At 34.7% G+C, this 12,729-nt stretch carries 12 protein-coding genes; all 12 read left to right on the top strand.

What is annotated here, in order from left to right; translation table 11 throughout:
* The first annotated feature begins 11 nt into the window (after positions 1-11).
* The 12 genes from BZG02_RS15920 (at position 12) to BZG02_RS15865 (ending at position 12,301) form a co-directional block, all read left to right on the top strand.
* On the top strand, positions 12-779 hold the full coding sequence (locus tag BZG02_RS15920; protein WP_101262496.1) for an outer membrane lipoprotein-sorting protein: 768 nt from the start codon (positions 12-14) through the stop codon (positions 777-779).
* A 58-nt stretch (positions 780-837) separates the two neighbouring features.
* Positions 838-1,614, top strand: a complete 777-nt coding sequence (locus tag BZG02_RS15915; RefSeq protein ID WP_101262493.1) for a sulfite exporter TauE/SafE family protein — start codon at positions 838-840, stop codon at positions 1,612-1,614.
* A gap of 15 nt (positions 1,615-1,629) precedes the next feature.
* Complete coding sequence (locus BZG02_RS15910; protein WP_101262492.1) at positions 1,630-2,355, top strand: phosphatidate cytidylyltransferase; 726 nt, start codon at positions 1,630-1,632, stop codon at positions 2,353-2,355.
* A gap of 13 nt (positions 2,356-2,368) precedes the next feature.
* Complete coding sequence (locus BZG02_RS15905; protein WP_101262490.1) at positions 2,369-3,043, top strand: diacylglycerol/polyprenol kinase family protein; 675 nt, start codon at positions 2,369-2,371, stop codon at positions 3,041-3,043.
* A 68-nt stretch (positions 3,044-3,111) separates the two neighbouring features.
* Positions 3,112-4,227, top strand: a complete 1,116-nt coding sequence (locus BZG02_RS15900; RefSeq protein ID WP_101262488.1) for an SDR family oxidoreductase — start codon at positions 3,112-3,114, stop codon at positions 4,225-4,227.
* A 92-nt stretch (positions 4,228-4,319) separates the two neighbouring features.
* On the top strand, positions 4,320-4,910 hold the full coding sequence (locus BZG02_RS15895) for a CDP-alcohol phosphatidyltransferase family protein (protein ID WP_101262485.1): 591 nt from the start codon (positions 4,320-4,322) through the stop codon (positions 4,908-4,910).
* An 8-nt stretch (positions 4,911-4,918) separates the two neighbouring features.
* A complete protein-coding gene (locus BZG02_RS15890) occupies positions 4,919-7,360 on the top strand; it encodes a DUF5686 and carboxypeptidase-like regulatory domain-containing protein (protein WP_101262483.1) in 2,442 nt (813 codons plus the stop codon).
* Positions 7,361-7,377: 17 nt separating this feature from the next.
* Positions 7,378-8,172 (top strand): SDR family oxidoreductase, encoded by a 795-nt coding sequence (locus BZG02_RS15885; RefSeq protein ID WP_101262481.1) that lies wholly within the window; start codon positions 7,378-7,380, stop codon positions 8,170-8,172.
* A 35-nt stretch (positions 8,173-8,207) separates the two neighbouring features.
* Positions 8,208-9,263: a VOC family protein gene (locus BZG02_RS15880; protein WP_101262478.1), complete on the top strand. Its 1,056-nt coding sequence runs from the start codon at positions 8,208-8,210 to the stop codon at positions 9,261-9,263.
* Between the two features lie 137 nt (positions 9,264-9,400).
* Positions 9,401-9,751 (top strand): RidA family protein, encoded by a 351-nt coding sequence (locus tag BZG02_RS15875; protein ID WP_101262476.1) that lies wholly within the window; start codon positions 9,401-9,403, stop codon positions 9,749-9,751.
* Positions 9,752-9,989: 238 nt separating this feature from the next.
* The gene (locus BZG02_RS15870) at positions 9,990-11,327 is read left to right on the top strand and encodes an NAD(P)/FAD-dependent oxidoreductase (protein WP_218972266.1); all 1,338 of its coding nucleotides are present in this window, start codon (positions 9,990-9,992) and stop codon (positions 11,325-11,327) included.
* Positions 11,328-11,548: 221 nt separating this feature from the next.
* Positions 11,549-12,301, top strand: coding sequence for a DUF6515 family protein (locus BZG02_RS15865; protein ID WP_101262472.1), 753 nt, complete (start codon positions 11,549-11,551; stop codon positions 12,299-12,301).
* Positions 12,302-12,729 lie beyond the last annotated feature (428 nt).

Below are 12,729 nucleotides of genomic sequence, written 5' to 3'. Positions count from 1 at the left end.
ATTAAATTGATATGAAAAAGATATTTTTCTTCATGTGCTTATTCGTTGGTGTGAATAGCCTATTTGCCACGAGTACTGATCATGTAAAAGCTAAAGAACTCTTTGAAAACTCGAAGCAAAAACTTTCTCTTAAAAACGTTTGTTTGAATCTCGATTTGGAAATTCTTGATAAGAAAGGAAATACAAAATCAAAATCCTTATCGGTTGCTTTTGGTGAATTTAATCAGCAGAAAAAAGTGATGATTGAAATAACTGCTCCCGAGGAAGTGAAAGGAACAAGAATTTTAACCACCAATTACTTGGATAAAAAGGGGATTATTGAGATTTATATGCCTGCTTCTGGTAAAATTCAAAAATTCAGAGCAAATAATAGAAATTTAAAATTGATGGGAAGTGAAATTCCAATCACACAGTTTAGTTCAGTTGTAGAATCGGATTATTTATTTAGCATGCTAGGTAATGATGAAGTGAATGGAACAGATTGTTACAAAATTAAAGTGGAAAAGCCAGAAGAGAAAGAGTATGCAATTGCCTATATATCGATAAAAGAAGAGTATTTATTGCGTGTCGAAAAGTACAATAGCAAGGATCAATTGCAAAGTCTTACTGCATTATCCGATTACATCAAGGTAAGCAACTCTAATGGTAAATATTATCCTAAATCTATTCATGTAAGTAATTTGGAGTCTGGAAGAAGTTCGAATATGAAGGTTCGTTCTTTAGAGTATGTTCAAAAAATGAATATTAAAAATTTTCAAATTACAAGTAATGAGTCCTAATTAGCTTATAGATAACTCACTATATAGACAACTATTTGACTATGTAAATTAATTGGTTATGATTTGTGATTCTACGGTGGAGAATTTTTATTTTTTATTACCTTTGTTGGGTTTTGTAATTGGATTGTTTGGAACTATGCTTGGTGGAGGTGGCGGATTTTTCTTTCTGCCAATACTAACGCTACTCATTAGGGTTCCAACCCAAACTGCGGTTCTCACTTCTTTAGTGGCTACTTTGCCAATTGGTATCGTTGGCACTGTTGCTCATTATAAAAAAGGGAATGTGAATCTTCGTATTGGATACTTGTTTGCCATTGCCGGTGTAATTGGAGCGATTTTGGGTGCGGGCATTACAAGTTTAATTAGTGCTAATCAATTGAAAATAGGGTTTGGGATATATTCCATCCTAATTGCCTTTCAGATGATATACAATATCAATAACAAAACACAGGCCAAAGATGGTATTGTTGGCTTTGAAAAAGCAAAAATTTCATTCTTTGGATTGTGTGCGGGATTAATTACTGGAACGTTTGGTACAAGCGGAACAGCGCCTATTTTGGCAGGATTATTTTCAATGAATATTCCGTTAAAAATGGTAATTGGAACTTCCTTAATGGTAGTTTTAGCGAATGGTTTGTTCGCGGTTGGTGCCCATTGTTTAGTCGGAACAGTCGACTTTACTTTAGTTGGGTTATTAACAATAGGATCTGCAATGGGAGCATTGCTTGGGCCTTTTCTATTATCGAAAGTAAAGACAGATAAATCGGAGAGTAAAGTTAAATATATTTATGCATTAGTTATTGTTGCAATTGGATTTGCGATGATTTTGGGCTAGGAAAAAAAGAGAAAAATGATTAAAATCATCTATGTCATTATTTTCAGTTATTTTGTTTTGGGTGGAATTGGCTTTTATCTTATTAATCGGAAAAGAGAGCCCGAAGTGGCCAAAAAAAGCTATACGAAGTTTGCTTCCTACTTTTTGATTATTCATATTATCTTTTTTAGTATTATTATTCAACCAGAATTTTTTAGATTTTTGACTTTGGGAATTATTTTTTGTAGCATATTTGAACTAATTAGACTCAGGTCGTTCAGTTATATTAAAAGGAATACCTTCTTTGTAGGGTCATTAGTAATTTTAATTAGTTTATCTGTTGGCTTTTTCATTTTTAGTGGTTTGCACTGGAAAGTACTCTTGTTTGTTTTTCTAATACTTTCCATTTTCGATAGTTTTAGTCAGATTAGTGGACAGCTTTTTGGAAAGAAAAAGATTTTTCCGACAATAAGTCCTAATAAAACCTTGGGAGGATTGGTTGGTGGTGCTGTCATTGCAATAGCTAGCTCATTACTATTGGGAGATTTGTATGAAGGGGTAAGTTTTAAAACCTTAGCAATGGCGGTTGGAGTAGTGGTTTTTGCATTTTTAGGAGACCTAGCGGCTTCTTATTATAAGCGAAAATATAAGGTTAAAGATTTTAGTAAACTTATTCCTGGTCATGGAGGTTTTTTGGATCGATTTGATAGTCTTATTGCAGGTGGGGCTTGGGGAGCATTTTATTTTTATTTGTTGAGTTAATTAAAAAATAAGCATGAATAATATTGTCATACTTTCATTTGTATATTTAGTTGGAATTGTTCTTTTATTGGCGTTTAATGAATTGAATTATAGGAGATTAAAAGTAAAAGGGGAAATAACCCGAAAGTTTGCTCATTTTGCAGCTTGTTTGGCAACAGTACCTTTTCCTTACATTTTTACATCACACTGGTACATACTAGTATTGGCTTTGCTGTTTTGTGTTCTTTTGTTTGTTACGCAATACAGCAACAAGTTACAATCAATACACGATATCGAAAGAAAATCAATAGGAAGTTATTTATTGCCACTTTCTATTTACCTAACTTTTTACATTTCGTACAAGTTGCAAATAAAATTAATTTATGTTCTCCCGATGGTAATTTTGGCTATTTGTGATCCAATGGCTGCAATTCTTGGAATGAACATTAAAAAGATGAATGGGCAGATATTATTGTTAGGGCATAAATTCAATAAAACCTGGCTTGGCTCCGGAGCATTTCTTCTAACAAGTTTTGTAATTAGTTTAATAGCACTGTATTTTAATAGAGAATTGTTCGATTTGAAAACATTTTGGCTTGCTTCCTCCATCGCATTGGTGAGTACTTTAGCGGAATTTATTAGTTGGAGAGGATCGGATAACTTAACAATACCCTTAAGTGTTGTGGTCATGTTAGTATTATTTTTGTGATGTTAATTTATTACAAAAACAATGCGTAAATTATATTTCTGGTAATGAATAGTAAATAAAAAAAGAAGATGAAGAGAATAATTATTAATGGAGCTAATGGGTTTGTGGCTTCTAATTTTATAACTGAATTACTGAAACAGAATTATGAGGTAATAGCATTGGTTAGGGATAGTAATAAATGTTCTTCTAGAGATAGAATGAATAATGTGCTTGCCGAAATTAATGATGCAGATTATTGTGTGCCCGAAAATTTAACTGTTTATGGATACTCACTTTTAGATGATAATTTTGGATTGGAAAAAGATCTTTTGGAGGATCTTTTTAACGGAGATGTGGACTATTACCATTTTGCAGCTAGCTTAAAATATGATCTGAAATCAAAGGACGAAATTTTCGCAACAAATATTGATGGAGTGAAAAATTCGCTGAATGTATTTTTGGAATTTTCGAATAAAACCTCACGATTCTTTTTTATTAGTACAGCATACTCTTGCGGTAAATTTAGTGGTGTATTTGAGGAACGCTTTTACGATAACGAAGACATCTCTAAATTTCGTAACTACTACGAACAATCGAAACGATATGCTGAAAATATCATTCGAGAATATAGGGAGTCAAAAGGATTAGATATACATATCTTACGTTTGTCTCAGGTAGTAGGCAACAATCAATCGGGAGTTACAAAAACCGATTACGGTATATTTGATTTTGCCAAACGAGTGCATGGACTTGCCCATCGTAGTCCAAATTCGAAGGTTAGAGTTAAAGTTGATCCAGAGTCTACACAAAATTTGATTCCAATTGATACCGTGGTAAGTTATTTAATGAGAACTGCCGAGGCTAAAGAATTGCCAGTTATCATGAATTTTATTGCTAAAAATTCAACAAAGAATAAAAATATTATAAATAGCCTGTGTAAGCTATTACCCATTCATATTGAACCTTCAGAATCTATAAAAAAGGAAGAGATGAATGTAGTTGAAAGAATCATATCTATTGGAATGTCTTTTACAGGGAGTTACGTGAGTACGAATCTGCGTTTTGACACTAAAAATCTTGACTGTTTTATAGATTCGGATGGAGCTTATGAGGCAAACGAGCAAACAATTCATAAAATGCTTGAATATTTTTTGGATAGTCTTTCCAACAAAAAGGTTAAAAATATATACGTTCGTGCAAGTTAATTCAACAGGTGTATAAAGTATTTTAAAGTTAACGAATGTTGTTTGGCATTGATTTTTGGTAAATTATATTTACAAATTTGATTATAAATTGTATGAAAAAAATAATGGTAAAAGGGGAAAGTGTCTTAAACGTGCCAAACCTTATTAGTTTATATCGTCTTTTAGTATTTCCGGTAATTCTATACACAGTTCTTACAAAGCAAGAAAACCTATTTGTTATTTTGTTATGTATTAGTTTAGTAAGCGATGTTTTAGATGGGAATATTGCTCGTTATTTCAAGCTTCAAACAAATTTTGGTGCTGCACTCGATAACTTGGCCGATATTTGTACCTATGCAATGGCATTGTTAGGTCTTTTCGTTTTTAAATGGACAGAAATTGAACCTCATGCATTAATTCTTTACATTTTTCTTACTGTATTTGTATTGAGTTATTTTGTTTCTTTTTTCCGATTTGGAAAAATTCCAGGACTGCATTTATATTCTGCTGTTTCTGCCGGATATGTTCAAAGTATTTTCTTTTTTATTCTTTTCGTTTTTGGATTTTATCCTTGGATGTACTACCTGGCAATTGGTTGGGGTGCTGTCGCTTATATCGAAAAAATCCTCGTTTTGTTCAAACTCGATGATATTAAAATTGGTGTAAAGGGATTGTACTGGTTGATGAAAAAAGAGGACAAATAAGAACTTCAATGTTGTACAGAATAACGATAAGTGTTTTACTTACTCTTTTTAGTTCGGGACTTTTTGCACAAGAACTTTCAGGTTATGTAAAAGATAAGGATAGTAAGGAAGCAATTCCATTTGCGAATGTTTGGTTTCAGGGAACAACACTGGGAACAACATCCGATTTAAATGGTTTTTTTCGGATTTCGTCTTCGAAAACTGATACTTTATGTGTCTCGTCGGTTGGTTATAAATCCGAAAAAATATCGATTAAAAAAAGTGGTTATCAAATAGAAGTTCTATTGGAAAATGATGTTATGCAATTGAGCGAGGTAAAGGTAAAGCCTAAAGTTCCTAGAGCAAAAGTGCTATTCGACCTCATTCAAGAACATAAAAAGGAAAATAGGCAACAAATTCAGAGTGTTAGCAATTATAAAAGTGTCGAGAACACAACTGTTTATATTGCTATCGATACAGCATCTAAAGTAAATCGATTTATTTCTGATATTAATGAGGTAACTCTCGAATCGGACGATAAAAGTATTCGGTTTTCGCCGATTTATTTGGCTGAAAAAGCAATGAGCTATACCACCGACAGTTCTTCTGTTGCCTTCAAAAAAAGAGATGGAATTTTTCCAAATCTCAATCAGGCAATCGAGTCTATGATTCTTAATAATGTTGTTGTTGACCTGGATTTTTATAAGGATCAAATTAATATTCTGGATCGCGGATTTATATCTCCTTTGAGTAATTCGGCTATGTTGTATTATCATTTGTATTATAACGATAGTACTATTGTTAATAATATAAAATACTATAGCTTTTCTTTTGCTCCAAAAAACCCCTACAATCCGTTGTTTTCTGGACACTTTACCATTGAAGATGGAAGTTTTGCATTGACCGAAATAGAGGCTAATATTCCTCAGGAAGCCAATCTGAATTTTGTGAACGGATTTAAAGGGAAAGTAAATTATAAAAAGCGCAACGAAGGAGGTTGGTTTTACGAGGAACAAGAGGTTGGTCTCAATATGTCCCTTCGAATTAATAAGGATTCACTTTCTAATTACAGTTCAAAGCGAATGGAGAATGTAAGTAGTGGCAACTGGTTAATCAGTAAAACAACCCGATACTCTACTGCCGAACGTTTAAACGAAGTTAAAGCAAGTGTTTGGAAAAATCAAGCCGAATTTATTGCCAACGACATAGAAGAAGAAAACTACGATCGTGTTGGGAAATTAAAACAGGAAAGAGCTGTTAAAGGTGTTGATGCTATTGGTGGAATTGTGTTAAGTAGTTACATGAAAGCTGGGAAATTTGATATTGGTCCTGTTTTTAGTATATATACAACCAATACAGTTGAGGGAACACGGATTACTGCTCCAATTCGTACTAATGAAAGAATGTGGGAACGATTTTCAGTTGGTGGATTTTTAGGTGTGGGAACTAAAAGTAAGGAGTTAAAGTATGGATTGAATTTAATCTATCAGCCTCAAAAAAGCGATCAGTTTATTATGCGATTCAATTATTCCGATGATTACAATTTAGTATCTCAAGATAAATATTTGCGATTTATAAAGAACAACCCAAATATTAAGGGGAATAGTAACTTTATAGGTTCGTTTACCACCCGAGAGAAAAACCCTTATATCAAAGAGGAGAAGTCCGTTGATATGAGGTTTGAATATCATACTAAAAGTGATATGCATTTTGAATTTTCACCTTACTTTTTATCGAGTACAACTACTCCTGATGTAACTTTTCATCGGAATGGACTTACTTACAATCGATATCAAAACTATGGTGTGCTAATGAATTATAAGTTAACTTTTCATCAGAACTTCGATAAATATTATTTCGATCGGGTTTACTATATGAATCCAATTCCGATAGTAAATTTAAGTGTTGATATGGGTAAAACATCTATTTCGGGTAACGATGATGATTTTGGAAGCTATGTTCAATTTAATGGATCGATTCAAGGCAGAATTGTTATGGGGCAGGTGTTTATGAATTATATGGTGAACGGCGGATATTTGTTGGGCGATGCACCTTTTGATTTACTCGATATGCCCGTAGGTTCTATGTCTTTAGGATATGCGAAGTATCGATTTAATTTATTGCATCATGCATCTTTCGCTCATAATTTGTACACAAATACTCATTTGCATATAAATGGAGGCGGTATTATTTTGAATCGTATTCCTTTAGTTAAAAAATTGAAATTAAGAGAGATCGTTTCCTTAAAAATTCATCATGGAAAATTGAATCATTCGTACAAAGGAGTATTCGACTTGCCCGATTACTACGAAAACAATAAGAAATCACCTTACGGTGAAATAGGATTTGGATTGGCGAATATATTTAAAATTTTGCGTGTTGAGTATGTTCGGCAATTAGGAGGTAAGTTCGAAGGATCTGATTTTACCGATAGAAATGGAATATTTTTTAGGGCGGAAATGAGTTTTTAAGAAAGGAGCGGCATTTTATGAAAGAGATTAGAAATAAAGTGGTTTGGATAACTGGAGCTTCATCGGGAATTGGTGAAGAGTTAGCTTATGCTTTTGCTAGCGAAGGTGCTTTTCTGGTTCTTTCTGCTCGTAATGACAAAAAACTAGAGCAAGTAAGAGAGAAGTGTTTGCAGAAAACATCAAAATGCTGGCTCCAGGTTATGGATCTTTCGGACATTAGTCAATTGGAAGCGCATGTAAATAAGGTGTTGAAGCAAACAGGAAAAATCGATTTATTAATTAACAATGCCGGAAGAAGTCAACGATCCTTGGCAAAGGATACTCCATTAAAAAACGATCGAAGTATTATGGAATTGAATTTTTTTAGTGTTGTGGCTTTAACCAAATTTGTGTTACCACAAATGCTCAGTAATAAATCAGGGCATATTGTTGTTGTAAGCAGTATCTCAGGAAAATTTGGTTTCCCGTGGCGAACTGCTTATTCTGCATCAAAACATGCAATTCAAGGCTATTTTGAATCTTTAAGAGCCGAATTGGTGAAAGAAAATATAAAGGTAACTATTGTTTCACCAGGTCGGATAAATACCAATATATCGCGTAATGCACTAATTGAATCGGGCGAATCGTACAACAAAATGGACAACGGACAGGCAAATGGAATGTTGGCTAAAGAATGTGCATTAAAAATTTTAAAAGCGGTAAAGAAAGAAAAAAAAGAAATATTGGTGGGTAAAAAGGAATTGTTGATGGTATATATCAGACGATTTTTTCCTGCCTTATATCATAAACTAGTAACACGAATTAATAATTAAAGCCTTCAAAGCTTGCTATTAAATAACAAAACAATATGGAAAAAAATATTTGTGGCATTCAACAAGTGGGAGTTGGAGTAAAAAATGTTGAGGAAGCATGGAAATGGTATCGAAGTGCATTTGGTATGGATATTAATGTTTTCGAGGATACCGCTACTGCTAAGTTAATGTTACCCTATACCAATGGAAAAGAATGTGATCGGCATGCAGCCTTAGCCATGAATATGGAAGGTGGCGGAGGTTTTGAGATTTGGCAACATACTAGTATAACACCTAAGAAGCCTAGTTTCGAAGTGCAATTGGGCGATACTGGAATTTTTATTAATAAAATGAAATGTCGCGATGTACAGAAAGCTTATGCCAAGCATAAGGATCAAAATTTCGAGGTTTTGAGTGAGGTGAGTAAAGATCCAAAAGGAAATGCTCATTACTATTTAAAGGATCCTTACAATAACATATTCGAAGTTGTTGAGGAATCAAATTATTATAAAAAGCAAAAATCAGTAACCGGTGGTGTAGCTGGTGTCGTAATTGGTGTTTCTGATATTGAAAAATCATTGCTTGTTTATGCCGATATATTGCAATATAGCGAAGTAATATATGATGAATCGGGTAGTTTTGCCGATTTTGCCGAATTACCAGGAGGAAATGAAAGGTACCGGCGTGTGCTTTTAAAACATAAAGAAAGAACTGGTCCTTTTGGAAAGTTGTTAGGACCTACTCAAATTGAATTAATTCAAGCTCTTGATCGTCAGCCTAGAATGATTTTTGAAAATAGAATTTGGGGTGAGCTTGGTTTTATCCACTTGTGTTTTGATATTCAGGGAATGGAATATTTGCAACATGAATGTGCCGAAAAAGGTTTCCCTTTTACTGTAAATAGTGCCGATAGTTTCGATATGGGTTCTGCTGCTGGTCATTTTTCATATATTGCTGATCCAGATGGTACATTAATTGAATTTGTTGAAACACATAAGCTTCCAATTGTGGAAAAGCTTGGTTGGTATATGAAGCTAAAGGATAGAAATCCTAAAAAATCATTGCCAAATTGGATGGTGAATACAATCGCATTTAGTCGAATTAAAGATTGATAAATTTTATTCCAGAATATAGCTATGCCGTTTCATTCATTTGAAACGGCATTTTATTTGCGGATAACTGATTATTATTTCCTGTTCTTTGAGAATCCTTATCTTCGCACCACAAAATAACTTAAACATTTCCCAAAATGACAATCAAAAGAATGGATTCCACACCAAGAATGAGTCGTATTGTAGAGCATGGCAATACTATTTATTTGTGCGGGCAAACAGCTAAAGATGCTAACGCAGATATTAAGGAACAAACTACTACTACTTTAGAGAAAATAGAAGAGCTTTTAGAAAAAGCAGGTGCTGATAAAAAACACATTCTATCGGTAACGATATATGTTCGCGATATGAAAGATTTTGCTGCGATGAACGAAGTTTGGGATGCATGGGTTGTAGATGGATATCAACCAGCGCGGGCTTGTGTTGAAGCACGTATGGCTCGACCTGAATTATTGGTCGAAATGTCGGTAATTGCGGCTAAAAAGTAAAGCGAAAGACAAAATGAAATAGAATCCGAAATGCAGTTTAAATGTCTTTCGGATTTTTTTGTGCTTACAAAATAAATTTATCCATCGCAATCGGTTGAAGATTTTGGTACATTAGATTATTAGAGAAATAATTCTTTAATTTGTAAAAGATAAAGGAGTCCGAAAATCCGAAACGAATTTTAAAGGAGGAGATGCGGACGAATTAAGCTGATTTTATGACTAAATGCTAGAGAAGAATATGGATACGATTAAGCATATCCCCGAAAATGGAAAAATAAGAATTGTTATCGTTGGTGGTGGTTTTGCAGGTTTAAAGCTTGCCCGGCAACTGGTGAAAACAAAATATCAGGTAGTTTTAATTGATAAGAATAATTTTCATCAGTTTCAGCCTTTGTTTTATCAGGTGGCAACCTCGGGCCTCGAGCCAAGCTCTATTGCGTTTCCTTTGCGGAAAATCTTCCAGAAAAAGAAGAATGTGCATTTTAGAATGGCCGATTTGCTGGAGGTAAACACCAATATTCAGGAGATATATACAAGTTTAGGCTCGCTAAAGTACGATCATTTGGTGTTAGCCACTGGGGTGGATACTAATTATTTCGGAAACAAAAACATCGAGGAGTTTGGAATTCCTATGAAATCGGTGTCCGAAGCCATTTTTCTGCGTAACTCTATTTTGCGCAACTACGAAAAAGCTTTGAATGAATCGGATCCGCAAAAAGCGGCCAATTACATGAATATTGTTTTGGTAGGAGGTGGTCCAACAGGTGTTGAATTGGCAGGGGCTTTGGCTGAAATGAAAAATGATATCCTGCCAAAGGATTATCCCGAGCTCGATTTTTCCTTAATGAATGTGTATTTGTTCGAAGCATCCAATCGATTATTGAGTGGCATGTCGGAGAAAGCATCCGCGAAAGCGAAAACTTATTTAGAGAAGTTGGGGGTGATTGTGAAAACCGAGGCTAAGGTTGCCGATTACGACGGATTAAAAATTAGTTTGGCCGATGGCGAAGAGTTCTTTTCATATGCCTTGGTGTGGGCTGCGGGGGTTGTTGCTAATCCAATAAAAGGTATTTCGGAACTTGCAGCTACTCGTGGCGGCCGACTTCGCGTAGATAGGTATAATAAAATAAATGGCTTAAATAACGTTTATGCTATTGGAGATTTAGCGATGCAACAGGAAGGGGAATTTCAGAACGGGCATCCTCAGGTGGCACAGGTAGGTTTGCAACAGGCTTCTGTGTTGGGCAAAAATCTCATAAATAGTCAGCAAGGGAAAAAATGGAAGGCTTTTCATTATAAGGACAGAGGCTCGTTAGCAACTATTGGTAGGAATTTAGCAGTGGCCGATTTGCCTGGAATTAAAACACAAGGATTTTTGGCTTGGATACTTTGGTTGTTTGTTCATTTAATGGCAATTGTGGGGGTAAAGAATCGATTTTTTATATTGGTAAATTGGGTTTGGAACTATTGGACTTCCGATCAATCGTTGCGTGTTTTAATTCGACCCAATAAACGAAGTTTTACCGATCGAGCTTCAAAAAAACAGCAGGAAAAGAACGGAGTTTGTATGAATTAAGAAGGCCGAAAGCACCAATTTTACTGTGGATTGGTGCTTTTTTAATTTTTGGCACAAGCTTTGCAACTATCCAATCAAAGTATACCGGTACTTGACTTTTAGAAGATTTGTCCCCACCATAGGGCAACAATAGTAAAAGCCATTCAATAGTGTAAATTGAGTAGTTGAACTTCATCCTACACGAAAGGACTAGTTGGCTTAAATATTAAAATCTAAATGCCATGAAAAAGTCTGTATTATATAAGTTGACAGCCAGTATAGTATTGGTTGCAGCAATCGCAATTTCTACTTCAAGTGCTTCGGCACAACGCCGATCGGAACAAAAAGAGAAGACTCGTTACGAAGAACGCAATAAATCAACTCGTTTAACCGATGCCGATCGAAGCGAGAAGTATAACAAGAGTAGTTATTCTGATCGATCAAATTCGCAAAAAAAGAATACAAGCAATAAACAAAGTGATTACTACAAGAGGGATCGTACCTCAAATAAATATTCAAAGAATAGTAATAATGGGAATAGTAAGCATTGGGATCGTAGTCACAATCATACCTCACCTCATAAATCGTATTATTCCTCTGGAGATCGCTATATGAGCTATTCGTATCCAAAAGCGGTTCATTCCAATAAGCGTTATAGAAATTTTTACAACCAGCATGGACACAATTGTTATCGTCATGATCGATACGGAAATGTAGTGTTGAGGTTTGCAGCTGCTCCGGTAGTGATTCGACACACGCATGGAGATTACTATTTTTCGGATGGTGATTACTACCGATTTTACCCGGAAGTAGGGTATGTTATGGTGGATGCACCAAATTCACTGTATTTCTCTTATGTTCCCGACAATTGTCATCGGGTTTCGCATCGCGGAAACGATTATTATACAAATGGAAGTATCTATTTTGTGAAGTATCGTAATGGGTTTAGGTTGGTAAATACGCCAGGAGGGATACATTTATCCTTGAGATTTTAATAAATAAATTGGATAATCACCCTCTATTAAACAGTATTGAAATGACCTGAGTCTGATAAAATTAAAAATACAGGGGTGTGCTTGCTTAAAAAGACTAAAATGAGTCTGTGTTTTTGCAAAACCACACCCTTTATATGTGAAAAATGACGTTTTTAGCCTTGGGTGCTTTAAAATGGGGTGTTTTCTCTCGTCTTGTTTTTCTTTTCGTGAAAGACTAGATTAATTAAGGGAGTGGAAGGAATAGAAGTGTAAGATAACAGATTGGAGTAGGTGCTTTTTAGGGGGGTGGGCTAAAAATCTATTTTTCACTACCCGAAAACGATTTCGAAAAACTGCTGTAAAACAGGTTTTTACTTCGTTATTTTGATAAATTTCATCGCCTGCATATCCCATATTCATTGTTGTTTAGTGTTTGTTTTGTGCTTTGT

Source organism: Labilibaculum filiforme (genome assembly GCF_002843315.1).
Lineage (GTDB): Bacteria > Bacteroidota > Bacteroidia > Bacteroidales > Marinifilaceae > Labilibaculum > Labilibaculum filiforme.
This window is presented reverse-complemented; position numbering and strand designations above follow the sequence as displayed.